The 25,008-nt window shown below is 74.8% G+C and carries 22 protein-coding genes; 11 read left to right on the forward strand and 11 right to left on the reverse strand.

Annotated features, from left to right (window positions below; genetic code table 11):
• Window positions 1–16 precede the first annotated feature (16 nt).
• Window positions 17–274 (reverse strand): nickel-binding protein, encoded by a 258-nt coding sequence (locus CRP29_RS14260; RefSeq protein ID WP_245852822.1) that lies wholly within the window; start codon window positions 272–274, stop codon window positions 17–19.
• A gap of 453 nt (window positions 275–727) precedes the next feature.
• Here CRP29_RS14260 and CRP29_RS14265 point away from each other — a divergent pair, with 453 nt between their 5' ends.
• A complete protein-coding gene (locus tag CRP29_RS14265; protein WP_217991604.1) occupies window positions 728–2,020 on the forward strand; it encodes a nitroreductase/quinone reductase family protein in 1,293 nt (430 codons plus the stop codon).
• Between the two features lie 33 nt (window positions 2,021–2,053).
• Here the strand turns inward: CRP29_RS14265 and CRP29_RS14270 are convergent, their stop codons facing one another.
• Together CRP29_RS14270 and CRP29_RS14275 are read right to left on the reverse strand one after the other, a co-directional pair.
• Window positions 2,054–3,760: a SulP family inorganic anion transporter gene (locus tag CRP29_RS14270; RefSeq protein ID WP_097195739.1), complete on the reverse strand. Its 1,707-nt coding sequence runs from the start codon at window positions 3,758–3,760 to the stop codon at window positions 2,054–2,056.
• Complete coding sequence (locus CRP29_RS14275) at window positions 3,757–4,137, reverse strand: ArsR/SmtB family transcription factor (protein ID WP_097195740.1); 381 nt, start codon at window positions 4,135–4,137, stop codon at window positions 3,757–3,759. Before CRP29_RS14275 ends, CRP29_RS14270 begins: the two co-directional genes overlap by 4 nt.
• A 153-nt stretch (window positions 4,138–4,290) precedes the next feature.
• Between CRP29_RS14275 and CRP29_RS14280 the strand changes: the two genes are divergently transcribed.
• Window positions 4,291–4,935 (forward strand): dihydrofolate reductase family protein, encoded by a 645-nt coding sequence (locus tag CRP29_RS14280; protein WP_097195741.1) that lies wholly within the window; start codon window positions 4,291–4,293, stop codon window positions 4,933–4,935.
• A gap of 96 nt (window positions 4,936–5,031) precedes the next feature.
• Here the strand turns inward: CRP29_RS14280 and CRP29_RS14285 are convergent, their stop codons facing one another.
• Both CRP29_RS14285 and CRP29_RS14290 read right to left on the reverse strand, forming a co-directional pair.
• Window positions 5,032–7,218, reverse strand: coding sequence for a SpoIIE family protein phosphatase (locus CRP29_RS14285; protein ID WP_097195742.1), 2,187 nt, complete (start codon window positions 7,216–7,218; stop codon window positions 5,032–5,034).
• 40 nt (window positions 7,219–7,258) lie between these two features.
• On the reverse strand, window positions 7,259–7,672 hold the full coding sequence (locus CRP29_RS14290) for an STAS domain-containing protein (RefSeq protein WP_176522976.1): 414 nt from the start codon (window positions 7,670–7,672) through the stop codon (window positions 7,259–7,261).
• A gap of 154 nt (window positions 7,673–7,826) precedes the next feature.
• Between CRP29_RS14290 and dtd the strand changes: the two genes are divergently transcribed.
• The gene (gene dtd / locus CRP29_RS14295; RefSeq protein ID WP_097195744.1) at window positions 7,827–8,258 is read left to right on the forward strand and encodes a D-aminoacyl-tRNA deacylase; all 432 of its coding nucleotides are present in this window, start codon (window positions 7,827–7,829) and stop codon (window positions 8,256–8,258) included.
• Between the two features lie 243 nt (window positions 8,259–8,501).
• Window positions 8,502–9,494, forward strand: a complete 993-nt coding sequence (gene sigB / locus CRP29_RS14300) for an RNA polymerase sigma factor SigB (RefSeq protein ID WP_176522977.1) — start codon at window positions 8,502–8,504, stop codon at window positions 9,492–9,494.
• Window positions 9,495–9,597: 103 nt separating this feature from the next.
• On the opposite strand, the gene CRP29_RS14305 is transcribed toward sigB, so the two are convergent.
• Entirely contained in the window at window positions 9,598–12,294 is a 2,697-nt protein-coding gene (locus CRP29_RS14305; protein ID WP_097195745.1) for a bifunctional acetate--CoA ligase family protein/GNAT family N-acetyltransferase, read from the reverse strand.
• A gap of 13 nt (window positions 12,295–12,307) precedes the next feature.
• Window positions 12,308–13,489, reverse strand: a complete 1,182-nt coding sequence (locus CRP29_RS14310; protein WP_097195746.1) for an acetoin utilization protein AcuC — start codon at window positions 13,487–13,489, stop codon at window positions 12,308–12,310.
• A gap of 186 nt (window positions 13,490–13,675) precedes the next feature.
• On the opposite strand from CRP29_RS14310, the gene CRP29_RS14315 reads away from it, so the two are divergent.
• Window positions 13,676–14,401, forward strand: a complete 726-nt coding sequence (locus tag CRP29_RS14315; protein ID WP_097195747.1) for an iron-dependent transcriptional repressor DtxR — start codon at window positions 13,676–13,678, stop codon at window positions 14,399–14,401.
• 75 nt (window positions 14,402–14,476) lie between these two features.
• The gene (locus tag CRP29_RS14320; RefSeq protein ID WP_097195748.1) at window positions 14,477–16,555 is read left to right on the forward strand and encodes a S9 family peptidase; all 2,079 of its coding nucleotides are present in this window, start codon (window positions 14,477–14,479) and stop codon (window positions 16,553–16,555) included.
• Between the two features lie 25 nt (window positions 16,556–16,580).
• Here the strand turns inward: CRP29_RS14320 and CRP29_RS14325 are convergent, their stop codons facing one another.
• From CRP29_RS14325 to CRP29_RS14335, 3 genes are all read right to left on the reverse strand, one after another.
• Entirely contained in the window at window positions 16,581–17,672 is a 1,092-nt protein-coding gene (locus tag CRP29_RS14325) for a DUF4192 domain-containing protein (RefSeq protein WP_097195749.1), read from the reverse strand.
• Between the two features lie 95 nt (window positions 17,673–17,767).
• Window positions 17,768–18,532, reverse strand: a complete 765-nt coding sequence (locus CRP29_RS22795) for a hypothetical protein (RefSeq protein ID WP_097195750.1) — start codon at window positions 18,530–18,532, stop codon at window positions 17,768–17,770.
• Between the two features lie 61 nt (window positions 18,533–18,593).
• The gene (locus tag CRP29_RS14335; protein WP_097195994.1) at window positions 18,594–18,887 is read right to left on the reverse strand and encodes a Dabb family protein; all 294 of its coding nucleotides are present in this window, start codon (window positions 18,885–18,887) and stop codon (window positions 18,594–18,596) included.
• 96 nt (window positions 18,888–18,983) lie between these two features.
• Between CRP29_RS14335 and CRP29_RS14340 the strand changes: the two genes are divergently transcribed.
• The 5 genes from CRP29_RS14340 to CRP29_RS14360 are packed head-to-tail and all read left to right on the forward strand — an operon-like array spanning window position 18,984 to window position 23,868.
• Window positions 18,984–20,237, forward strand: coding sequence for a glycosyltransferase family 4 protein (locus tag CRP29_RS14340; RefSeq protein ID WP_097195751.1), 1,254 nt, complete (start codon window positions 18,984–18,986; stop codon window positions 20,235–20,237).
• A complete protein-coding gene (locus tag CRP29_RS14345; protein WP_097195752.1) occupies window positions 20,231–21,010 on the forward strand; it encodes a class I SAM-dependent methyltransferase in 780 nt (259 codons plus the stop codon). The genes CRP29_RS14340 and CRP29_RS14345 overlap by 7 nt, the downstream gene beginning before the upstream one ends.
• The gene (locus CRP29_RS14350) at window positions 20,997–22,109 is read left to right on the forward strand and encodes a prenyltransferase/squalene oxidase repeat-containing protein (RefSeq protein ID WP_245852823.1); all 1,113 of its coding nucleotides are present in this window, start codon (window positions 20,997–20,999) and stop codon (window positions 22,107–22,109) included. Before CRP29_RS14345 ends, CRP29_RS14350 begins: the two co-directional genes overlap by 14 nt.
• The gene (locus CRP29_RS14355) at window positions 22,106–22,972 is read left to right on the forward strand and encodes a glycosyltransferase family 2 protein (RefSeq protein WP_245852824.1); all 867 of its coding nucleotides are present in this window, start codon (window positions 22,106–22,108) and stop codon (window positions 22,970–22,972) included. The genes CRP29_RS14350 and CRP29_RS14355 overlap by 4 nt, the downstream gene beginning before the upstream one ends.
• Window positions 22,969–23,868: a glycosyltransferase family 2 protein gene (locus CRP29_RS14360; protein ID WP_097195753.1), complete on the forward strand. Its 900-nt coding sequence runs from the start codon at window positions 22,969–22,971 to the stop codon at window positions 23,866–23,868. The genes CRP29_RS14355 and CRP29_RS14360 overlap by 4 nt, the downstream gene beginning before the upstream one ends.
• On the opposite strand, the gene CRP29_RS14365 is transcribed toward CRP29_RS14360, so the two are convergent.
• Window positions 23,856–25,001, reverse strand: coding sequence for an RNA polymerase sigma factor (locus CRP29_RS14365; RefSeq protein WP_097195754.1), 1,146 nt, complete (start codon window positions 24,999–25,001; stop codon window positions 23,856–23,858). The two genes, CRP29_RS14360 and CRP29_RS14365, sit on opposite strands and share 13 nt — an antisense overlap.
• Window positions 25,002–25,008: the final 7 nt, after the last annotated feature.

Consider the following 25,008-nt stretch of genomic DNA (forward strand, 5'->3'; position numbering starts at 1 on the left):
ACGTCCGAGCGGCCGGTCAGAGCGGCGCCATCGAGCCGTCGGGGCGCACCGTCGCCGACATCTCGACGACGACATCCGCCGGCAGCCCGGCACGCGCGGCGGCCCGCCGGATCGCCTCGGCGGAGGGCGCTTCGTACAGGCAGTACGTCTTCCGCTTGTCGGCGGACAGGAACGAGTAGAGCCACTCGACACCTTCGTCGGCGTTGATCCGGTTGACGCCGTCCGCATCGTCGGCCGTGAGTTCGAGGTCGTCGGCATAGCGGCGCTCGATCATGAAGACAGGCATCGTCGGGCCCTTCGACGGAGAGTGCGACCGTACGCGCCGACGCCCGCGTGGCGGTGTTCTCGGCGCCGGACGCACTGCTTCGTCAGCGCACGTGCCGGCTTCCGCCGGCTCCATCAGCGGGTGTCGTCGACGAGGACGGCGGCCCGGGACGATGGTCCGTCACACGAGGAATCGTCCGGCCCTCCCGGTCCCGGAGCCGTCCGGGCAACCGTTACCGGTGAGGAAGGGAAGGCCGTGACCCGCACGGAAGGGCCGAGGGCCGGCGACGAGCGGCCGCATCGCTGGTCCTGGGCGACCCGAGCGCGCGGGTCGTGGCGGCCGGCGACCCAGCTGCCGCAGGTCGGCGGCGCCTGGTCGCAACGGCGGGTCCGGTCCGGCCTCGGGCGGCACCTGGAACGAAGCCGGGACCGCTGGCCGCCGCCGGCGGGACGGCGGGGTCCCGTGCAGGTCGCCGAGGGCGTCCAGGGCGTCACGCTGGGCCGCGGATTCCCCGCCTCCAACGTCTACTTCGTGCGTTCCGGTGACTCATGGGCGCTGATCGATGCGGGCTGGGCAGGCGACGCCGGCGCGATCCGACGGACGGCCGAGTCGCTGTTCGGCCCTGGCGCGCGCCCGGCGGCGATCCTGCTCACCCACATCCATCCCGACCACTCGGCTGCCGCCGGCGAGCTCGCCCGGACGTGGGAGGTGGCGGTCCACGTCCACCCCGACGAGCTGCCGATGGGATCCGGTCGGTACCTGCCCGAGTTCGACATGCCGCTGGACCACTGGGTCGTCATGCCCATCATGCGTCTGCTGCCGGCCGGCACCCGGTCCCGCATCGAGGCAGCCGGTGACATCACCGATGTCATCCGCGGCCTCCCGCCAGGGGGTGCCGTACCCGGGCTGCCGGACTGGGAGTGGATCGCCGCCCCGGGGCACACCCCCGGCTCCGTCGCCTATCTGCGGCGCCGCGACGGCGTGCTGGTCTCCGGGGACGCCATCCTCACCGTCGACCCGAACTCGGTCTCCGGCATCCTCTCCGCCCGGCAGAAGCCCGCCGGGCCGCCCTGGTACTCGACGTGGAACCGGCGCGCGGCTCGAGAGTCCATCGCGGCGCTGGCCGCCCTGACTCCCCGGGTGCTGGCGCCGGGGCACGGGTATCCGGTGGCCGTCGGGACGGCGGAGGTGCTGCAGGCCCTCGCCGACGACGGCCGCAGTCGCCGGCTGCGAATGGTCGACCGGCTCCTCGTCCGGGTCGGGGATCCGCGCGCGGACCGCTATCGGCCACCTCCACGGCTCTACGCCCGCCTCCAGTGGCTGGGGCACGCGCTGACCGGCCTGGGCCTGAGCCCGCGCTACGTGGTCACCCTCGAGGTGCCCGGCCGCCGCAGCGGCGTCCTCCGGCGCACCGACCTGGTGCGAGCGGAGCACGGCGGTCAGGACTACCTGGTCTCCCTCACCGGCGAGTCGGAGTGGGTCCGCAACGTCCGGGCGGCCCGCGGTCGCGTCGTGCTGGCCCGCCGGGGGCGTCGCCAGGTGGTGACGCTGGTCGAGGTGCCGACGCCCGACCGCGCGCCGGTGATCCGCTCCTACGCGCTGCGGGCGGGGCGACGCCTGGGCAGCTCCGCCGTCAGCCGCGAGGCCCGGGCGTTCTTCGGCGTCGGGCCGGACCTCGCCGTGGAGGAGATCGCCACCGTGGCCGACCGGTTCCCGACTTTCCGCGTCGTCCCGGATCCGGCGCACGACCCGTAGGAGGCCCGGCGTGCCGAGCGCGACCCGGAGCACTCACCGCCCGGCGCGGACTCGCTCCTGCCCCCGGGCGGCCGGTGCGGCCACGTGCTCGGCGGCATGGGCCACAGCCTCGGGGAAGGTGGCGAAGACGTGTCCGCGCTCGACCAGCGGCGCGAGCGTGCCGACGGCGGTGAGCAGCCGCCGGTGTTCCGCGTCATCACTCTTCACCAGCACCTCGATGCCCTCGCGGCGCAGGTGCTCGACGATCTCGCCGAGCACCCGGGCGCCGGTGGCGTCGAGCAGGTCCAGTGCTCCGAGCCGGAGGATCACCACGCGCACGTCCGTGGTGGCCGTGATCTCGCGGAGAAACCGGTCGGCGACGGCGAAGAACAGGGGGCCGTCCAGGCGGTAGGCCAGCACCTGCCCGGCGAGCAGGGCGTGCTCGGTGGCGCGGTCCACCCCGTCATCGGTCAGTGGTTCGGGCACCGCACGGGCGGTTCCGGCCAGCCGGACCAGGGCGAGGACTCCCGCGACGGCCAGTCCCACCTCGACGGCGGTGACGAGGTCGAAGGCGACGGTGCACAGGGCGGTGAGGACGAAGACCAGCGCGTCGCCGCGGGTGGAGGTCAGCACCGCGCGCGTCGTGTGCCGCTCGACCATCCGGTACGCGGTCACCAGCAGCACGCCGGCCAGCGCGACCAGCGGGATCCGCCCGACCAGATCGGAGGCGGCGTAGACGATTCCCGCCAGCACCAGCGCATGGCTCAGCGCTGCGACGCGGGTGCTGGCGCCGGCCCGGGCGTTGACCGCCGTCCGGGCGATCGCGCCGGTCGCCGGCAGGCCGCCGCACAGACCCGACACCATGTTGGCCAGCCCCTGCCCGAACAACTCGCGGTCGGGATCGTGCCGCGGCACGTCGCTCATCCCGTCGGCGACGCGTGCCGACAGCAGGCTCTCCAGCCCGGCGAGGAACGCCACCACGGCCGCCGCGCCGATCAGGTCGCGGGCGTTGCCGAAGTCCGGGAGCGCCGGCACGGGAAGCGAGGAGGGCAGTGCGCCGATCCGGGCGACGCCGGCCCCGGACAGTTCGACGACGAGCGTGACGACGGCGATGGCGAGCAGGCTCGCCGGCAGCGACCGGTGCAGTCGCGGCAGCGCGGCGGTGAGCACCACCGACATCGCCAGGAGGCCGAGCACCACCCAGTCCGGTGCCGCGGCGAACCGGACCACGGCCACCGCGGCGGCCCCCACGGCGTTCTCGACCTCCGGTCGGGCGACCCCGAGGCCGCTCGGGATCTGCTGGGCGGCGATGACCACCGCGATGCCCAGGGTGAAGCCCTCCACGAGCGGCCAGGGCACGAAGGCCAGCAGCCGTCCCAGCCGCAGCACGGCCGCCACCACCACGAGGACGCCGGCCAGGACCGCCACCGGGTAGACCACCTCGGGGCCGTGCGCGGCGACCAGCGGGACGAGCACCACGGTCATGGCCCCGGTCGGCCCCGAGACCTGGAGGGACGACCCGCCGAACACCGCCGCCACCACGCCGGCGATGACCGCGGTGACCAGGCCGGGGGCCGCGCCCACGCCCGAGGCGACGCCGAAGCCGAGTGCCAGCGGGAGGGCGACCACGCCGACCGTGACCCCAGCGACCAGATCGCGGGGCCAGGAGCGGCGCAGCCCGGCATAGTCCGCGCGCCGCGGCAGCAGTCCGAGGACCGGCCGGAGTGCGCGCGCGACCGTTCCCGCGCGGTCGCCACTCACGGCCGCGGTCGTGATCGGTCGGCCAGCGCCACCGCGTCGTCGGCCTGGCCGAGGGCGGCGAGCAGCTCCCGGTCGTGCTCCAGCGTGCGCGTCAGCATCCGCCGGGCGACCGCCAGCAACTCGGCGGTCTGCGGATCGCGCAGCGAGCAGACGACCGTGTTCTTGACCCGCCGGCTGTCCACCAGCCCCACCCGACGCAGCACCGTCACCTGCTGGGACAGGTGCGACAGCTCCATCCCCGTCCCGCCGGCCAGCTCGCCCACGGTGTGCTCCCCCTCGGCCAGGAGCTCGAGGATCCGCACCCGCCCCGGATGAGCGAGTGCCTTGAACAGGTCGGCCTTGGCTTCGGTGACAGGACGACCGGGGGTGAACGGCACGGCACCACTTTAGAACTTGATGGATCTGCCAAACAGTGTTCCCGCGTGTGACCTCGCTCGCCGGAGCCTCCGCCTCGATCCGCCTGCCGGCGCAGCGATGAGTTCGCCTCCCGCGCGCGGTCCAACCGGCGACCACCACGAACGAGGAGCCCCGTGACCCAGCTGCTGAGAGTCCAGAACTTCACCGTGTCGAGCGACGGATTCGGTGCCGGCGAGGGGCAGAGCCTGGAACGGCCGTTCGGGCACGCGAACCCCGGCGAGCTGATGGCCTGGGCCCTCGGCACGGCGAGCTTCCCCAACCGCACCGAACCCGGCGGCAGCCGCGGGCTGGACGACTACTTCACGCGGGACTTCGCCCACGGCATCGGCGCCGAGATCATGGGCCGGAACAAGTTCGGGCCGCAGCGCGGGCCGTGGACCGACCACGAGTGGCAGGGCTGGTGGGGCGACGAGCCGCCGTTCCACACACCGGTGTTCGTCATGACCCACCACCCGCGGCCGCCGTTCACGCTGTCGGACACCACGTTCTCATTCGTCGGCGGCGACCCGGCGGCGGTGCTGGAGCAGGCGAAGGCCGCGGCCGGCGGACAGGACGTGCGGCTCGGCGGCGGGGCGTCGGTCGTCCGGCAGTTCCTCGACGCCGACCTCGTCGACACCCTGCACGTGGCGGTCTCGCCGCTGGAGCTCGGGTCGGGAACGCGGCTGTGGACGTCGCCCGACGAGCTGCTCGACCGCTTCCACCGCGAGGTCGTCCCCAGCCCGAGCGGTGTCGTGCACCACCTCTTCTGGCGGAGGTGACCACGGCTACCGCGCCAGACCCGTCCGGCACCGAGGACACGCCGCCTGCGTCAGCCGGCGCCGCGCGGCCACCTGAGCCCACGGCCGCGCCGACCGCTACGCACACGCCATCGTGCGAGGACTTCCCCCGGGGCTCGCGGCGAGCAGTGCGACGTCGTCGCTGACCTCCCCGCCGGCCTGCACCGCGGCCATGAGGTCGTCGCAGAGGGCGTCGACCCCCGACGGGGCGGCGGAGAACCGGTCGGCCAGCTCGGCCAGGCCGTCGTCGAGCAGCCGGTCGTGCCGTTCGACGAGACCGTCGGTGAACAGCAGCACCGTGGACCCGGGCAGCAGCGGCGACTCGCACTCGGCGTAGGCGGCGGACCGCCGGACCCCGAGCGGGAACCCGACCCGGAGGTCCACCGCACGGACCCGCCCGGGCCGGTCGCCCACCGGCGGCATCCGCATGAGGGGCGCCAGGTGGCCGGCGCTGGCGACGCTCAACCGGGCGCGCGCCGCGTCCACCTGGACGTAGCAGCAGGTCACGAAGACGCCGTCGTCGTCGCCGTCGGCGCCGGCGCCGGCGCCGAGGTCGTGGACGGCAGTGCTGAGCGACTCGAGCACCGCGCCCGGTGGGCTGCCGCTCCGGGCGAGGGCCCGGGCCAGAGCGCGCACCTGTCCCATGAGGCCGGCCGCGGTCACGCCGTGGCCGGCCACGTCCCCGATGAGCAGGCCGAGGCGGCCCCCGGGGAGACCGAAGGCGTCGAACCAGTCACCGCCGGCGCGTACGGCCTCACCGGCCGGCTGGTACCGCGCCGCGAGCTGCCACCCCGGGACGTCGGGGAGCCGACGGGGCAGGAGGCTGCGCTGGAGGACCTCGGAGATCTGCCGTTGCCCGTCGGCCAGTCGCGCCCGTTCCAGCGCACCGGAGCACAGTTCCGCGATGGTGTGCGCCCGCATGATCTCCTCGGCGGCGAACCGGCGTGGATCCGGCCAGCCGAAGGAGACGGTGCCGAGCAGCCGTCCCTGGACCTGCAGCGGCAACTGCACCCACGCCTGCTCCGCCACCTCCACCCCGACCAGGGCCGGATACAGCCGGTCCCGCTCGGCCAGCGACCCGAACACCACCGGCCGGCCGGTGGCGAACACGTCGCGCGAGGGCAGCGGCGCATCCAACGGCCAGTGCTCGAACTGGGCCCGGGTCCGGCCGGGCACCGTGCTGGTGGGCACCGCCATCCTGAAGGAGCGGGTCTCGGGGTCGTAGATGCCCACGATGGCAACGGTGGCGCCCAGCACCGCCGGGGTCTGCTCGGTCAGGATGGCGGCGACCTCGTCGGCGGTCGAGGCGACCGCGAGGGCGCCGGCAAGGAACTGCAGCCGCCGGGCCAGGTCCCGCTCGGCGCGTTGCTCGTCACCGCGCCGCGCCCGATGGGCGGCCGCCGCGCAGCCGCGGGCGACCGCGGCCAGCAGCTCTCGGTCGACCGGCCCGAGCTGGCCCCGGTCGGTGAAGTGCACCGCGAGGTAACCCAGCCGCTCACCGTCGAGGAGCAGGGGCTGGACCGCGGCCGCCTCGAAGGCGGTGCCGGCCAGGATCGCCGCCGCCTGGGGGAACTGCTCGACCGCGGCCCGCCGGTCGGCGAAGTAGCGCGCCCGCCCGTCGCGCACCACGGCGGGGCCGGGCAGCGCGGCATCCGCCGGCAGCTCCGCGAAGGCGCCCACCACCTCTCCGGGAAAGCCCACGGTGATGACCCGCAGGACGTCGCGGCCCGGCTCCACCAGGCCGACGGAGCAGGCGGCCGCCCCCACGGCCGCGGCGGCGCGGTCGAGCGCGACCCGGAGGACGTCGTCGAGGGAGAGGGCACCGGAGAGCTCCTCGGTGAGCGCCTCCAGGGACGCGGCCGCGTCCAGGGCGCGGCGGTACTCGGTGACGTCCTCGATCGCGACGACCAGGGTCTCCGGCCGTCCGCCCACGGCGACTCCGGGGCTGACGTCGATCCGCAGGCAGGTCGAGGCACCGCGCCGCGGCGCGCCGCCTCCGGGCACCAGACGCCCGGCCACGGGGCGGCCGTCGGCCAGCACCTCCCGGCAGGCGGCCACCACCGGCTCGGCTCCGGGCAGCACGTCGCCCAGCAGGCGCCCGACCGGGTCGGCCGGTGCTCCGCCGCCGACGCCGACCACAGCTCTCAGCGCCCGGTTGGCCAGCATAACACGGAGCTCGCGGTCGACGATCGCCAGCCCTGTCGGCAGCAGCTCCAGCGCGGCGCGGGGACCTGCGGGGTCCTCCGGCGGCTCGGGGATGCCCATGCCTGCTCCTCCTCTCCACGGACCGATCGCTGACCGCCGCTCACCGGTCCGTGCGTCGGGTGCCGCGCTCAGCCGCTCGGGCCGGCCGACGGGGCTCGCCGCTCGCAGGCGGGCCGGCAGGGGGATCCGGGCGCGGGAGCAGGGACGCGATGCCCGCCAGCTGGATCACGCGCAGCATCTGGCGGGACGCCGAGCGGAGCACCGGACGACGACCGGCCGCCACGGACGCCTCGACGAACATCACGATCAGGCTCACCGCCGACGAGCTGATGAAGGTCACGGCCCCGGCGTCGACGGCGTCGACCGGCTCGCGTTCCCGCCCGTGCTCGGCCCGGAACCGTGCAGCGACGGCGGTGTCCACGTTGCCGGCCAGTCGCAGGACGCGACGGCCGGAGCTCTCCAGCTCGACCGTGATCGACCCGGCGGCACCGGCTGACCCGCGCTCCGCGTCCACGTGCGCTCCCTCGCCGGCGACCAGCAGCGGGCGTGCAGGGGCCGTGCGGCCCGGCTCCACCGCCCGCCCGTGCCGACGCTACGCCGCAAGCCCTGATCGCGGCACGCTTCAAGGCCGGCAGTTCCGTGCCCGAGCGCTAGGCGAGGATGGACGGGTGCGCGCGGTCGTGAGCAGGGTCAATGCAGCCGCTGTAACGGTCGACGGCGCCGTCGTGGGCGAGATCGGCGCGGGACTGCTGGCACTGGTCGGGGTCGGTCACGACGACGACGTCGCCCGGGCGCGGCTGCTGGCCCGGAAGATCCACGAGCTGCGCATCTTCCCGGGGACCGACGGCGCCGTGTCGGCGTCCGACCTGGGCCTTCCGGTGCTGGTCGTCAGCCAGTTCACGCTCTACGCCGACACCCGCAAGGGCCGGCGCCCCTCCTGGTCCGAGGCGGCCCCGGGCGAGACCGCGGAGCCGCTGGTCGCGGAGGTGGTGGCCGAGTTGCGGCGCCGCGGCGCGACGGTGGCCACCGGGGTGTTCGGCGCACGGATGCAGGTCTCCTCGGTCAACGAGGGACCGATGACCTTGCTGCTCGAGGTCTGAGCCCGGTCGCCTGCGGGTAGTGGGCGTGAGCGACAACACTCCCTGCGGGTTGCCTGTGAACCGGGGGATGGCGGAACACACGCCCCCGTACCGACCGTTGTGCAGGGCGTACCACACCGGACACATGAGCAACGGGGCCGGTCCGGACACCCCGGAACCCCATTGACGCCCGGATGCCAGGACCGCCGCGCCACCGATGACCGGCGGATGCATCCGAACCGAAGGCAAGGACGAAGAAGCATCGTGACGCTGCTGCAGTCTTCCCCCAACGACACCCTCGAGGTGCGCTCGCGCACGCCGCGCCGGGAGCCCGACACCACCGGCCTGGTGTCGACCGACCTCGTGCGGGTGTACCTCAACACCATCGGCAAGACGGCGCTGCTGACCGCCGAGCAGGAGGTCGAGCTCGCCAAGCGGATCGAGGCCGGGCTCTACGCCGACCGCCTGCTCGCCGAGAAGCCGGCCCTCTCCCCCGCCAAGAAGCGGGACTACAAGATCCTCGCCGTCGACGGGAGGGCCGCGAAGGCCCACCTGCTGGAGGCCAACCTCCGGCTCGTCGTCTCGGTGGCCAAGCGCTACACCGGCCATGGCATGACGTTCCTGGACCTCATCCAGGAGGGGAACGTCGGGCTGATCCGCGCCGTGGAGAAGTTCGACTACACCAAGGGCTTCAAGTTCTCGACCTACGCCACCTGGTGGATCCGCCAGGCGATCACCCGCGCGATGGCCGACTCCGGGCGCACCATCCGGCTCCCCGTCCACCTCGCCGAGCAGGTGAACAAGGTGGTCCGCACCCGGCGCCGCATGCACCAGGAGCTGGAGCGCGAGCCCACGCCGGAGGAGATCGGTCTCGAGCTGGACATGACCGAGGCGCGGGTGGTCGAGCTGCTCGAGCACAGCCGCGACCTGGTCAGCCTGGACCAGACCGTCGGCGCCGACGAGGAGTCGCGGCTCGGTGACTTCATCGAGGACGCCGACGCCGCCGTCGCCGAGGACGCCGTCGCCTTCCAGATGATGAAGGGCGACGTGCGCAACGTCCTGGAGACCCTCGAGGACCGCGAGCGCGACGTCGTCATCCTGCGCTTCGGTCTGGACGGCGGGCAGCCGCGCACGCTGGAGCAGATCGGCAAGCAGTTCGGTCTCTCCCGCGAGCGGGTACGGCAGATCGAGCGCGAGACGATGAACAAGCTCCGCGACCCGCAGCGCGCCGACGCCCTCCGCGACTACCTCGCCTGAGGTCCTCCGGACCTCACCGCGGCCAGGAGCCGCCCCCGGCTGCGCTGGGCGTGTCCACGGCGCACGAGAGCCCGTCCCTCACCAGGGACGGGCTCTCGTCGTCTCACACAGGCGACCTCATGCGGCGGGGGCCGGGGTCGACGCGCGCCGTGGGCGGGCCGACGCGAGCGGTGCCGCCGGCGACCACCAGTGACCGCCCGCCGTGCCAGGGGTTGGCCGGGCCCACGATCACCGGCTCGAGGGTCAGACGCAGCACCTCGGGCAGGTCGTCGGCCAGCCGGGCGACGCGCAGCAGCAGGTCCTCCAGCGCCGCGGTGTCGACCGGCTCCGAACCTCGCCAGCCGTCGAGCAGCGGCCAGGCCCGCGGGCCGCGCACGAGCTCCGCGGCGTCGAGGTCGGTGAGCGGCAGCGTCCGGAACGCGCGGTCGCCGAGCAGCTCGGTGGCCACTCCCCCGACGCCGAAGCTGACCAGCGCGCCGAACGACGGGTCGTCGACGATCTCCACGACCGTGGCCACGCCCGGGGCCGCCATCTCCTGCACGATCACCGGGTCGCCGGAGGGGATGGCGGCGTAGGCGGTGCGCACCGCATCGGCGTCGACCAGGTCCAGGCGCACACCGCCCAGGTCCGAGCGGTGCCGCAGCCAGGGCGCCGTCGACTTGAGCACCACCGGGTAGCCGATCTCGGCCGCCGCCGCGACGGCCGCCTCGGGGTCGGTGACCGTCCGGGTGTGCAGCAGGGGCACGCCGTAGGCGCCGAGCAGCGCGATCAGCTCGTCGTCGTCCAGCTCGCGGCCGGCCGGTGCCGCCTCCAGCGCGCGGCGCACCACCGTCCGGGCAGCATCCTCGTCCACGTCGGGCAGCTCGGGGACCTCCCCGACGGGACGGCGCCGCCAGCGGGCGTACTCGCTGGCCTTGGCCAGCGCGATCACCGCGCGCTCGGGCGTGCTGTAGGAGGGCACGGAGCCGCGGGCCGGCATGCCGTGCTCGTCGAGGACCGCGAGTTCGGGCGGGATGCCCTCGGTGGAGAGGAAGCTGGCGACGACCGGCTTGGTCGAGCCGACCGCGACGTCGCGCAGCGCGGGGCCGAACTCGTCCGACCCGGCCATCAGCGGCGGCAGGAACACGGCGATGACCGCGTCCACGCCCTCGTCGTCGACCGCCTGCTGCAGCGCGGACCGGAACTGCTCGGGCGTTCCGTTCACCCCGATGTCGACCGGGCGCTCGTGGGCCAGCTGCAGCCCCTCCTCCAGCACCGCGTCGGCGACCAGCACCCCGATGGCGGTGGAGTTGCCGACGATCGCGACCCGGTCGCCGGCCGGCAGCGGCTGGTGGGCCAGCAGGGTGCCGACGTCGAACAGCTGGGCCACCGTCTCGACGCGGATCACGCCGGCGGAGGCGAACAGCGCCGCGACCGACTGCTCCGGTACCGCGACCGACGTGCCGGCCAGCCCCGGGGTGACGCCGACGTGGCGGCCGCTCTTCACCGCGACCACCGGCTTGGTACGGCCGACGGTCCGGGCCAGGCGGGCGAACTTGCGGGGGTTACCGAAGCTCTCCAGGTGCAGCAGCACCACCTCGGTGCCCGGGTCGGTGGCCCAGTACTGGAGCAGGTCGTTCCCGCTGACGTCGGCGCGGTTGCCGGCGGACACGAACGTGGACAGCCCGATGCCCCGGCCACGGGCCCGCTCCAGCAGGGCCACGCCCAGCGCCCCGGACTGGGCGAAGAAGCCGACCCGGCCGCGCCCGGGGACCATCGGCGCCAGCGAGGCGTTCAGCCGGACACCGGGGTCGGTGTTCACGATGCCCAGGCAGTTCGGTCCCACGACCCGCATGCCCGAGGCGCGAGCGGAGGCGACCAGCCGGCGCTCGGCCTCCCGCCCCTCGGGCCCGGACTCCCCGAAGCCGCCGGAGACCACGACCAGCCCGCGCACCCGCTTGCGGCGGCAGGCCTCGACGACGCCGGCCACCTCGTCGGCCGGAACGGCCAGGACGGCGAGGTCCACGTCGTCGGGGATGGCCTCGATGTCGGCGTAGGCGGGCACGCCGCGCACGTGCCTGGCCGAGGGGTTGACCGGGTAGATCGGACCGGCGAAGCCGTAGTCGAGCAGGTGCCGCAGCAGCGCGTTGCCGATCTTGCCGTCGTCGTTGCTGGCGCCCACGACGGCCACCGACGAGGGCGTGAGCAGCCGGGCGATGGAGCGCGACTCGCTGCGCTGCTCGCGCTCGTAGGTGACCGCGAGCGCGTCCTCGGTCTGCTCGATCGGGAAGGTGAGGTGGACGACGCCGTCCTCGTAGGAACGCTGGGACTTGTAGCCGGCGTCCTGGAAGACCCGCACCATCGTGCTGTTCTGGGCGAGCACCTCGGCGACGAAGCGCTTGATCCCGCGCTCGCGGGCGGCCGCGGCCAGGTGCTCGAGCAGCACCGACCCCAGCCCGCGGCGCTGGTGGGCGTCCTCGATGAGGAACGCGACCTCGGCGTCGTCGGTGCCGGGATAGCGGTCGTAGCGGCCCACGCCGATGATCTGGTCCCCGAGGAGCACGACGAACGCGACCCGGGAGTCGTGGTCGACGTGCGTGAAGCGGTGCAGCTCCTTGGCCGACAGCCGCTTCATCGGGCCGAAGAACCGGTAGTACCGCGTCTGGTCGCTGCTGCGGTCCATGAGCCCGGTGAGCGCGTCGGCGTCCTCCGGGCGGATCGGCCGCAGGTGCACCGTGCCGCCGTCGGCGGCCACGATGTCGGCCTCCCAGTGCCGCGGCGGGGTGGGCGGGGCGTCGTCTTCGGCCGGCGTGGCGGTCACCGGTCCTCGCGGCTCAGTCACGGGGGTCGTCCGGATCGAGGCCGAACAGCGGGAAGCTGGCTCGCCGGGTGCGGAGGATCGCCCGGTCCACCCGGTTCTCGGTGAAGGCGTCCCACCGGGCGAAGCCGGTGTAGCCGCCCTCGGTCATGTGCGTGGGCGGTCGGGCCCGCAGCCCGCGGGCCACGACGTCGTCCCGCCAGGACTGCGGGATCTCCGTCGCCGGGTCCAGCGGACTGCCGGACACCTCGGCGATCAGGTGGGTCCAGGCGCGCGGCACCGCCCGGACCAGGCCGTAGCCGCCGCCCCCGAGGACGATCCAGCGCCCCTCGCAGATCTCGTGGGCCAGTTCGTGCATCGCCCGGTAGCTGGCGCGCTGCCCGTCGATGGTCAGGCCGAGGTCGGCCAGCGGGTCCTCGTGGTGGGCGTCGCACCCGCACTGCGTCACGATGATCTGCGGCTCGAAGGCGCGCAGCACGCTGGGCACGACGGCGCTGAACGCGCGCAGCCAGGCGGAGTCCTCGGTGCCGTTGGGCAGGGCGAGGTTGACCGCGCTGCCCGACGCCTTCGCCGCGTCGCCGGTCTCCTCCGGGAAGCCGGTGCCCGGCCAGAGGGTGAGCGGGGTCTGGTGGATGCTCACCGTGAGCACCCGGGGGTCCTCCCAGAAGGCGGCCTGGACGCCGTCGCCGTGGTGCACGTCGAGGTCGACGTAGGCGATCCGCTCGTAGCCCTGGCCGAGCAGCCAGGCGATCGCGACGGCCGCGTCGTTGAAGATGCAAAAGCCGGAGGCCGCGTCGCGCATGGCGTGGTGCAGGCCGCCGGCGATGTTGACCGCGTGCTGTGCCGCACCGCTGTGCACCTGCTGGGCGGCCAGGAGGGTGCCGCCGGTGATCAGCGCGGCGGCGTCGTACATGGCGGGGAAGATCGGGTTGTCCGACGTCCCGAGGCCGTGGCCGACAGTCGGGTCGGACGGGGCCCGCCGGACCGCCTCGAGGTAGGCCGGGTCGTGCACGAGGGTGAGCAGCTCCGCGGTCGCCGGGTCGGGCCGCATCACCCGGAGCCGGTCGCCGGTCAGGACGCCCAGGCTGTCGGCCAGGCGCATGGTCAGGTCCAGCCGGACCGGGTGCAGCGGGTGATCTCCACCCATGGTGTAGCCGAGCAGGCTCTCGTCCCAGATGACGGCGACGGAGTCGCTCATCGCCCGACCGTCGCTCTCGCGGTCACCGCACCTCCTCGTGCCCGTGCGCGGGAGCACGACCGCCTCCCCGTCGTGCGCGACGCTACCGGCGATGACCAGGCAACGCGCCCCCTGCGTCCGCGGCGCGCGCCCCCGGCGGTGTGGCGTCCCGCCCGTAGACTGACCGATCGACCCGGAGGAGTACCTGTGAACGACCTGATCGACACCACGGAGATGTACCTCCGCACCATCTTCGAGCTCGAGGAGGAGGGGATCACCCCGCTTCGGGCCCGGATCGCGGAACGTCTCCACCAGAGCGGCCCCACCGTGAGCCAGACGGTGGCCCGCATGGAGCGCGACGGTCTGCTGACCGTGGAGGGCGACCGCCACCTGCAGCTCTCCGACGAGGGCCGGCAGCTGGCCACCGCGGTCATGCGCAAGCACCGGCTGGCGGAGTGCCTCCTCGTCGACGTCATCGGCCTGGACTACGCCGACGTCCACGAGGAGGCGTGCCGCTGGGAGCACGTCATGAGCGAGGCCGTCGAGCGCCGCTTGCTGGCCCTGCTGGGCAACCCGAGCGTCTCGCCGTTCGGCAACCCGATCCCCGGGCTCGAGGCGCTGCGCGGCGACGAGCCGCTCGGCGGCGAGACCTCCGCCGTGCTCGACGCGCTCACGGTGCTGTCCACCACGGCGACCGCCGAGGGCCGCCCCGTCGTGATCCGGCGGATCAGCGAGCAGCTGCAGGAGGATCCGGAGCTGCTGCGTGCGCTGGCCCAGCACGGCGTCCGCCCCGGTGTGACGATGCAGGCCCAGTTGGTCGAGGGCTCGGTGACCCTGGACGGCTACCCGCTGCCGCTCGACGTCGCCCGGCACATGTTCGTCAGCGCGCTCGACGAGCAGCTGAGCCCGCTGGAGGCCGCGCCCCTGCTCTGAGCGGGCGTCGTCCCGGGAGGGGTCGGCGCTCACTACGGTGAGCCCGACGTCGACCCCTCCTGAGAGCAGGTCCCGGTGAGCCCGTCCGACTCGTCCGACACCACTGCGACCGATACCGGCGCGTCCGCCGCACCGGACCCCTTCGCCCGGCCGGCCGACGTCGCGGCGCTCCCGCGCGTCGGCGCGCTCGCGCTGTCCGTGGACGGCATCCGGCTGGCGATCTCGGTCGCCACGCTGGACCCGGCGAAGAAGAAGTGGCAGTCCGCGCTGTGGGAGGTCGACCCGACCGGCGCCCGCCCCGCCCGACGGCTGACCCGCAGCGCGCCGGGCGAGTCCTCGCCGGTGTGGGCACCCGACGGTTCGCTGCTGTTCACCTCCGCCCGCCCCGATCCCACCGTGGCCGACGCCGGCGAGCCGAAGCCGTCGCTGTGGAGCCTGCCGCCCGGCGGCGGGGAGGCCCGGCCGGTGCTGAGCCGGCCCGGCGGGATCTCCGGCGTCGCGGTCGCCGCCGGCACCGGTGACGTCGTCGTCGCGGCCGCCACCCTGCCCGGCGGCGCCGAGGCCGAGGCCGACGAGGAACGCCGCAAGGCGCGGACGGACGCCGGGGTGACCGCTGTTCTGCACGAGGCCTATCCGGTCCGGCACTGGGACCACGACCTCGGCCCGGCGGCACCGCACCTCTTCTGGGCGGGCCGGGTGCCCGAGGACGATCCGGCCGGGTCGTCGGTGCTGCGCGACCTCACGCCGGACGCCACTCCGCCGCACGGCGCCGGTGAGGAGTTCACCCTCTCCCCCGACGGCCGGCTCCTGGCCCGGTCCGAGGAGATCCCCGACGGGCCGGCCGGTCACCGCAACCGGCTGGTCGTCACCGCCACCGACGGCAGCGGCACCCGGGTGCTGGTCGACGACCCGCTGGCCGACGTGTACGCGGCGCGCTTCTCCCCCGACGGTGCGGCGCTGGTGTGCGTGCGGGAGTCCCTGTCCAGCTATGCCGAGCCGCCGGACTACACGCTGCTCGTGGTCGACGTGGCCTCGGGTACGTCGCGGGACCTGACCCCAGGGTTCGACCGGTGGCCCAGCGCGCCGCAGTTCTCGGCCGACGGCACCGGCGTCTACTTCCTGGCCGACGACGACGGCCGGCACGCCGTGTTCCGGGTGGCGGTGGACGGCGGGGAGCCGGTCCGGCTCACCGGCGACGGCGCCTACAGCGACCTGCAGGTCGCCCCGGACGGCAGCGCCCTGTACGCCCTGCGGTCCGCCTACGACTCGCCGTCGGTGCCGGTCCGCCTCGATCCGGCGGCGACCGGGCAGGAGCCGCCGGTCCTGCCGAGCCCGGGCACGATCGGCCCGCTCCCCGGCACCCTGCACGAGGTGCAGGCCACCGCCGCCGACGGCAGCCGCGTCCAGTCCTGGCTGGTCCTGCCCGAGGGGGCGTCGGCCGACTCCCCCGCGCCGCTGGTGCTCTGGATCCACGGCGGCCCGCTGATGAGCTGGAACTCCTGGTCGTGGCGCTGGTGCCCGTGGGTGCTGGCCGCCCAGGGCTACGCCGTCCTGCTGCCCAACCCGGCGCTGTCCCAGGGGTTCGGGCAGGACTTCGTGCGCCGTGGCTGGGGGGCGTGGGGCGAGGCTCCCTACACCGATCTGATGGCCGCGGTGGACGCCGCCGAGGAGCGCCCGGACATCGACGCATCTCGGACGGCGGCCATGGGCGGCTCGTTCGGCGGCTACATGGCCAACTGGATCGCCACGCAGACCGACCGCTTCCGGGCGATCGTCAGCCACGCCGGCCTGTGGCACATCGACTCGTTCACCTCGACCACGGATGCGGCCTACTACTGGGAGAAGGAGTGGGGCGACCCGCTGGCCGAGCCGCGCCGCTACGAGCAGAACTCCCCGCACCGCTACGCGGACGCGATCCGGACGCCGATGCTCGTCATCCACGGCGACAAGGACTACCGCGTCCCGGTCGGCGAGGCGCTGCATCTCTGGTACGACCTGCAGAAGCGCGGCGTGCCCTCGAAGTTCCTCTACTTCCCGGACGAGAACCACTGGGTGCTGACCCCGGGGAACTCCACGGTCTGGTACGAGACGGTGCTGGCGTTCCTGGCCGAGCACGTGCGCGAGGAGCCCTGGGAGCGGCCCGCGCTGCTCTGAGCACGGTCGGCGCCGGGCCGCCGCCTCAGCGGCCCGGCGCACCGGTCACGCCGGCGGCGCGACCGGCCTCCACCAGCAGCGCACGCAGCTCCCGCGGCGCGACGCAGGCCGCCAGCGCGTCCTGCAGCAGCCCCGCGAGGGAGTTGCCCGGTTCGCTGTCCAGCGCCCGGTCCAGGGCGATGTTCGCCAGCGCGCCGTCGCCCCGCAGCCACGCGCAGACCGCTACCAGCGAGGCCGGGAAGGCGTCCAGCGGGGACGGCGCCCGCCGGGTGCACTCGGTCCACAATGCCTCGGCCGCCGCCGCGTCCTCGCCCAGCGAGAGCAGCAGCGCCCAGTCCCGCACCTGGGGCTGCCGGAGGCTCCACGCGATCCGGGCGACCTCCTCGTCCCCCGGCCGCTCCTGGTCGCGTCCCGGACGGGAGCGCGCCACCGCCGACCTGATCCGCCGCCTGGCCGCCGACCGGGCCACCGGCCCCTCGGCTCCCACCCGAAGGACCGTGCCCTCCATCGCCGTCTGCGCCGCCTCCCCCAGCGGGGCGAGCCGCGCCGCCAGGGCATCGCGGTCGGCCGCCACCACGGTGCCCGAGGCGACGGCCACGGCCGCCAGTTCGCCGACCTCGTCGGGCAGCGGGGTGCCCCCACCGGGAGCGCAGCACGCGCCGGGACAGTCGAAGTCCCACCACCGGCCATCGCGTACCAGCACCGCCTGTTCCAGCGGGATCCCCACGGCGTCCAGTGCCAGCACGAGCTCGTGCACCAGCGGGCGGTGCGGCAGGCCGACGTCGCTCTCGTCGGGCACCTCGGAGACGACGAACGCCAGCGCGGCGCGCGGACCGTCCGTGGCCAGGTAGCACGCGAGCATCGACGCCAGCGCGCCGTCGTGCTCGGCAGGCGGGAGGTCGGCCCGCGCGGTCAGCCCGACCCGGTACCCGGACTCCCCGGCGAGGGCGACCAGCACCACCGACTCCCGCGGGTGGTAGCCGAGCAGCTGCGGCAACCCCGCGGCGAGCTCGCCGGCGTCGCCGATGCGGACGGTGACCGGAGGCGGCGGACCCCAGGAGCCCGGAGCCGCGGACGGGGGGAAGGGGGCCGGGTCTGCCGGGCCGGGGAGAGGCATGCCCCGACCCTGGATCCCGGGGCACCGCCGCGGACCCACCCGCGGGGATCTGTGGACCGGCGCCCGTCCTGTGGACGGGCGCCGGTCCGGACGGCTCAGTCCAGCGCGTCGGCCTGCGCCTGGTACGCCTGCTCGAGCAGGGCCGTGAACGCCGCCCCGTCGAGCGGCGGAACGGCGGCTCCCGTCGGGTCCACCGCCAGCGAGGTGAGGACGATCAGCCGGTCGCCGTCCTCCACGGCGCCCAGCAGCGCCGGCACGGACAGCTCCGTGCCGTCCGGCATCGCCACCACCGTGGTGTAGCGGAGCGCGGCCGCGCCGTCGCCGAGGTCGGCGACGGGCAGGTTCTCGAACAGCACCCTGGCCGAGCCGATGTCCGGCGAGCTGATCTGCGCCTCGGGGCAGCGCTCCGCGGCCTCGGCGAGCGCCTCGACCGTCCCCTCGGTCGGACCGCCGCGGACCAGCATCTCCACGACCACCGTGGTGCCCTCGGTGGCGCTGACCGCGGCGATGTCGTCGAAGTCGTCGAGGTCGGGCTGCGTGCCCTGCACGGCGCTGTTGCAGGCCTCCGGCGTCACCTGCACGTCGCTGAACGAGGCCGCCAGGCCAGCACCCTGCTCGAGCTCCTCGGGCGAGACCGCCGCCACGACGGCGTCCGGGCCGAAGGCGTCGGCGGGCAGCAGGCCGGAGGCGAGGTCGACCTCGGCCTCCTCCTTCGACGAGGCCTCCGCCGCCTTGCCCTCGGAGTCGGCCCGCGGCTCGGCCTCACCGTCGTCCCCGCCGCACCCGGTGAGGACGGCGGTGGACAGCAGGCCGGCGGCCAGGAGGCCACGCAGACGGAACGAGCGGCGGGTGATCGACATCCGCTGACCGTAACCGGCCGCGCCGACCGGGCACCCGTCCGGACCGGAGAGGGTGCGCCCCTCAGGCGCGGTACTGGACGGCGGCCCGGGAGTGCAGGATCGGGCGGACGAACTCGGCGATGACCGACAGGTGCACCGGGTCCTGGGCATAGCGGTAGAACGCCTCGGCGTCGGGGAAGTCGGCGATCAGCACCGCGGAGGCGTTGCCCTCGGTCAGACCGGCGTCCTCCGCGACGACCAGGTAGCTCATCCCACCGACCTCGTGCCGCAGGCCGCGGAGCGCCTCGATCGTGGCGGCGATCTGCTCCCGGGAGGCCGTCGGTGCCCACGTGAAGGTGACGACGTGACGGATCATGGCCTCCACCATCCCAGGTCCGCGCGCCACCCGGACGGGGGTCCGGACGCGGCTGGTGGCGGGATGCGCCGGGTGGCCTCGTTAGAGTCCCCGACCATGGGACGGTCGTTGCGCATTGCACTGCTGTCCTACCGCAGCAAGCCGCACGGCGGCGGCCAGGGCGTCTACGTCCGGGCGCTCTCCCGCGAACTGACCGAACTGGGTCACCGCGTCGAGGTGTTCAGCGGCCAGCCCTACCCCGTGCTGGACGACGGCGTGCCGCTCACGAAGCTGCCCAGCCTCGACCTCTACCGCGAGCCCGACCCCTTCCGGATGCCCCGCCCGTCGGAGTTCCGCGACTGGATCGACGTCTCCGAATGGGCCACCATGTGCGCCGCCGGCTTCCCCGAGCCGCTCACCTTCACGCTGCGCGCCGCCCGCCACCTGCTCCCCCGCGCCGGCGAGTTCGACGTCGTCCACGACAACCAGTCGCTCGGGTACGGGCTGCTGCGGCTGACGCGGGCCGGGCTGCCCACCGTCGCGACCGTGCACCACCCGATCGCGATCGACCGCGAGCTCGAGCTCGCCGCCGCCCCGTCGCTGTACAAGAAGCTGACGCTGCGGCGCTGGTACGCCTTCACCCGCATGCAGGCGAAGGTGGTGCAGCGGCTCGACGCGGTCACGACCGTGTCCGAGACCTCGCGGGTCGACATCGAGAAGCACATGGGGCTGCCCGCCTCGCGCGTCGACCTCATCCCCAACGGCATCGACCCCGGCACGTTCTCGCCCCCGCCCGAGGGGCAGCGCCGCGACACCGACTCGATCCTCGTCGTCACCAGCGCCGACGTGCCGCTCAAGGGCCTGGTGCACCTGCTCGAGGCGCTGGCCAAGCTGCGCACGGAGCGGCCGGTGACGCTCACCGTCGTCGGCAGCGCCCGCCCGGGCGGCCCGGCCGAGACGACGCGCGACCGGCTGGGCCTGCAGGACGCCGTCCGCTTCACCGGACCGGTGCCGGAGCGCGAGCTCATCGAGCTCATGCAGCGGGCGACCGTCGTGGCGATCCCCTCCCTCTACGAGGGCTTCTCGCTGCCCGCGATCGAGGCCATGGCCTGCGGCGCGCCGCTGGTCACCACCGACGCCGGCGCGCTGCCCGAGGTCGTCGGCACCCGTGCCGGGCTCCGGGTGAAGGCCGGTGACGTCGGCGAGCTCACCGCGGCGCTGAAGCTGGTGCTCGAGTCGCCGTCGCTGGGCGACCAGCTGGGTCGCGCCGGCCGGCGCCGGGTCCTGGACAACTACACCTGGCGGGCCACCGCCGAGCGCACCGCCGACTGGTACGCGCAGACCCTGGAACGGAAGGGACGTCCTTGCTGACCGTCGACTACGACCTGCTCGACCTGCGGCCGGGGATGCGCGTCCTCGACCTCGGCTGCGGCGAGGGCCGGCACGCCTTCGAGGCCTACCGGCGGGGTGCCGACGTCGTCGCCGTCGACTGGGGCGTCTCCGAGGTGGAGACCACCAAGCGGTGGCTCGGCGCCATCGGCGAGGCCGGCGAGGCGGGCCTGCGCCCCGATGGCACGCCGGCGCGCTTCGAGGTGGTCCGCGGCGACCTGCTGCACCTGCCCGTCCCCGACGGCAGCGTCGACCGGGTGATGGCCTCGGAGGTGCTCGAGCACATCCCGGACGACGTCACCGCGATGGCCGAGATCTTCCGCGTGCTCAAGCCAGGTGGCCGCATGGTCATCACCGTGCCGCGCTACGGCCCGGAGCGGATCTGCTGGGCGCTGTCCGACGAGTACCACGCCAACGAGGGCGGGCACATCCGCATCTACCGCCGCAGCCAGCTGCGCGAGCGGCTCGCCTCGGTCGGGCTCGTCCCCGGCGCGACGCACCACGCGCACGCCCTGCACGCGCCCTTCTGGTGGCTGAAGTGCGCGGTCGGCGTGGAGAAGGAGGACAACGTCGCGGTCCGCGGCTACCACAAGCTGCTGGTCTGGGACCTCATGCACCGGCCGTGGCTGACCCGCACCGCGGAGAAGGTGCTGGACCCGGTGTTCGGCAAGAGCCTCGCGATCTACGCCGACAAGCCCCTGACGGCCGTCGGCTCCGCACCGGTCGAGGCGGAGCGGGCCCTTGCCGTCGGCTGACGGTGCCCGGTTGCTGCCCGAGCTACCGGGGATCCTGACCGGCGACCAGGTGCGGACGACGGTCGCCTGGATCGCCGGTGAGCAGGCCGCCGACGGCGCTCTCCCCTGGTTCCGTGGTGGACAGCTCGACCCGTGGGACTCCGTCGAGGCCGCCATGGCCCTCGACATCGGCGGCGAGCACGACCGCGCCGCCGCGGCCTACCGCTGGCTCGCCCGTCGGCAGCGCCCCGACGGCTCGTGGGCCGCGGAGTACCGCGACGGCGCCGAGGTCTCGGCGGACGTGGAGAGCAACCACGCCGGCTACCTCGCCGTCGGTCTGTGGCACCGCTGGCTGATCACCGCCGACGAGCAGCTCGTCACCGAGCTCTGGCCGACGGTGCGCCGCGGGCTGGACCTGGTGGTCGCCATGCAGCTGGACGGCGGGGCGATCGGCTGGGCGCTGCGTCCCGACCGCACCCCCGACCCGCTGGCGCTGCTCACCGGCAACGCCAGCCTGTTCCAGGCGCTGCGCTGCGGGATCGCGCTGGCCGGGCTGGTCGGCGAGCCGCAGCCGGACTGGGAGCTGGCGGTCGCCGACCTCGGCACCGCGCTGCGCACCCGGCCCGACGCCTTCGCCGACCGGTCGCGCTACTCGATGGACTGGTACTACCCGGTGCTGGGCGGCGCGGTCACCGGCGAGCAGGCCCGCGACCTGCTCGCCACCGGCTGGGACACCTTCGTCGTCCCGGGGCTGGGCGCGCGGTGCGTCTCGGACCGGCCGTGGGTGACCGGGGCCGAGACCTGCGAGCTGGCCCTCGCGCTGATCGTCGCCGGGCAGCGGGACGCCGCCCTCGAGCAGGTCGCCGCGATGCAGCACCTGCGCGACGACGACGGTTCGTACTGGACCGGCCTCGTCTACGCCGACGAGGCCCGCTGGCCGATCGAGCGGACCACGTGGACCGCCGCCGCCGTGCTGCTGGCCGCGGACGCGCTCTCCGGCGCCACGCCGGCGTCCGGTCTCTTCGCCGCCCCCGCGGCGCTGCCCGCGGCCGGCACCACCGACGACGGCGCGCGCACCGTGGATTGGCTCCCGGGGGGTGCGGGCACGGTCACCCCGTGACCGCATCCCACCGCGCCTCTCCCACCGCGGACGTCACCGTGGTGGTCGCCAGCCAGAACCGCCGCGAGGACCTCCTGGTCACCCTGCCCCGTCACGAGGCGCCGGTGATCCTCGTCGACAACGGCTCCACCGACGGGACGGTCGAGGCGGTGCTGGCCGCGCACCCCGCCGTGACCGTGATTCCACTGGACCGCAACCTGGGAGCCCGCGCCCGCACCCTGGGCGCGGCGCAGGCCGGGACGCCGTTCGTCGCGTTCGCGGACGACGACTCCTGGTGGGCTCCCGGGGATCTCGCCCGCGCGGTGGACATCATGCGGGCACATCCGCGGCTCGCCATCCTCAACGCCCGAATCCTGGTCGGCCCGGAGGAACGGCTGGACCCGGTGTGCGCCGAGCTGGCACGGAGCCCGCTGTGCGGTGAGGGGCTGCCCGGGCCGGCGCTGCTCGGGTTCGTGGCGTGCGCCGCCCTGGTGCGCCGGGAGGCGTTCGAGGCGGTCGGCGGGTTCGACCCCGTCGTCCGCTTCCCCGGCGAGGAGGAGCGGCTGGCCCTCGACCTCGCGACCGCGGGCTGGTCGATGGCCTACGTCGACGAGGTGACCATCCACCACCACCCCTCTCCGCGGCGCGACGCCCCCGGCCGCCGGCAGGCCGGGATCTGGCGCAGCCGGCTGCTGACCGCCGCGATGCGGCTGCCGGCTCCGGAGGTCGCCGGGTTGCTCCTCGACGCCGTGCGAGCCGGCCGACCCGGCCTGACCGGACTGGCCCGGGCGCTGCCCGACGTGCCGGCCGCGCTGCGCCGCCGGCGCCCCGTGCCGCCCCGGGTGCGGGCCGACCTGCGGCTGCTCGCCGGGGAGGCGGGATGAGCGCCGACCCCCGGATCGCCGTCGTCGTCATCACCCACCAGCGACGGGACGAGCTGCTACTGGCGCTGGACCGGCTGCTCGCGCTGCCCGAGGAGCCGCACGTGGTGGTGGTGGACAACGGTTCCACCGACGGGACGGCCGCCGCGGTGCGGCAGCTGTTCCCGGCGGTCGAGCTGATCGCCAGCCCGGTGAACCTCGGCGCGGTGGGACGCAACCTCGGCGTCGCCCGGCTGGACACCCCGTACGTGGCGTTCTGCGACGACGACACCTGGTGGGAGCCGGGCTCGCTGCGCACGGCCGCCGACACCCTGGCGGCCCACCCGCGGCTCGCCGTCGTCACGGCCCGGATCCTGGTGGAGCCCGATGGCTCCGAGGACCCGATCGTGCCCGAGCTCCGCGACTCCCCCGTGCGCGGCGCCGACTGGCTGCCCGGCCCGGCGCTGGGCTCCTTCCTGGCCGGGGCCTCGGTAGTCCGCCGGGCGGCGTTCGAGGGGGTCGGCGGGTTCTCCGAGCGGCTGTGGCTCGGCGGCGAGGAGGAGCTCATGGCCGGCGACCTCGCCTCCCGCGGCTGGGAGCTCTGCTACCTCCCTGCCCTCACCGTGCACCACCACGCCAGCCGCGCACGCGATCCGCATCGGCGGCGCCGCGACGGCATCCGCAACACCCTGTGGACGACGTGGCTGCGCCGCCCCATCCGTCCGGCGCTCCGCCGCACCCTGCACCTGCTGCGCACCGTTCCCCGCGACCGGATCACCGCGCTGGGCCTGCTCGACGCGGTGCGCGGAGCGCCCTGGGTGCTGCGCGACCGCCGGGTGCTGCCCCCGCACGCGGAGGCCCGCTTCGCCGCGCTGGACGCAGTGCAGCGCCACTCCACCGCCCGCCGCTACGTGAGCTGACCCCCGTGGAGCCGGGCGGCCTGCCGGGTGAGGTGGTCCCGCTCGGGCAGGTTCGGCGCCGCCCGGGCCGCCTCGGCGTAGAGCCGGGCGGCGGTGACCCGGTCGCCGTCCTTCTCGTGCAGGTAGGCGGCGACGGCTGCGTGGCGGGGCAACGCCGGATCCAGCCCGGCCAGCGCGGCCAGCCCGGCCCGCCCGCCGTCCGCCTCCCCCACCGCGACCGCCCGGTTGAGCCGGGCGACCGGGCTGCCGGTGAGCCGCACCAGCTCGTCGTACCACTCGACGATCTGCACCCAGTCGGTCTCCGCGGCCGACCGCGCGTCGGCGTGCAGCGCGGCGATCGCGGCCTGCGCCTGGAACTCGCCGAGCCGGTCGCGGGCCAGTGCCGCCTGCAGGATCTCCACGCCCTCGGTGATCAGCCGGGGATCCCAGCGCGCGCGGTCCTGCTCGGCGAGCGGCACCAGGCTGCCGTCGGAGCGCGTCCGTGCCGGACGTCGGGCGTGGTGCAGCAGCATGAGCGCGAGCAGGCCGGCCGCCTCCTCCGCGTCGACGCGGGACACCAGCTCGCGGGTCAGCCGGATCGCCTCGGCCGCGAGGTCGACGTCGCCGGAGTAGCCCTCGTTGAACATCAGGTACAGCACCCGGAGCACGGTGCCGACGTCGCCCGGCGCGTCGAACCGGACGCCCGCGACGGTGCGCTTGGCCCGGCTGATCCGCTGGGCCATCGTCGCCTCCGGCACCAGGTAGGCGGCGGCGATCTGCCGCGTGGTCAGCCCGCCGAGCGCGCGCAGCGTGAGCGCGACCGCCGAGGTCGGTGACAGGGACGGGTGCGCGCAGAGGAAGTACAGCTGCAGGGTGTCGTCGACCTCCGGCGCCGGCCCGGGCGCCGGCTCCTCCTCGACCCGCTCCTCCCGCCGCCGCCGGGAGGTCTCGGCGCGGGTGGCGTCGAGGAACTTCCGCCACGCCACGGTGACCAGCCAGCCCTGCGGATCCCGGGGCGGGTCGTCCGGCCAGCTCCGCAGCGCCTCGACCAGTGCCTCCTGGACGGCGTCCTCGGCCGCCGCGAAGTCGGCTCCGCGGCGGCCGAGGATCCCGATCACGGACGGGACGACGGCCCTCAGCCGGGACTCGTCCACCGCCGGC

It is taken from the genome of Blastococcus aggregatus (assembly GCF_900221005.1).
In the GTDB taxonomy this organism is placed as follows: Bacteria; Actinomycetota; Actinomycetes; order Mycobacteriales; family Geodermatophilaceae; genus Blastococcus; species Blastococcus aggregatus.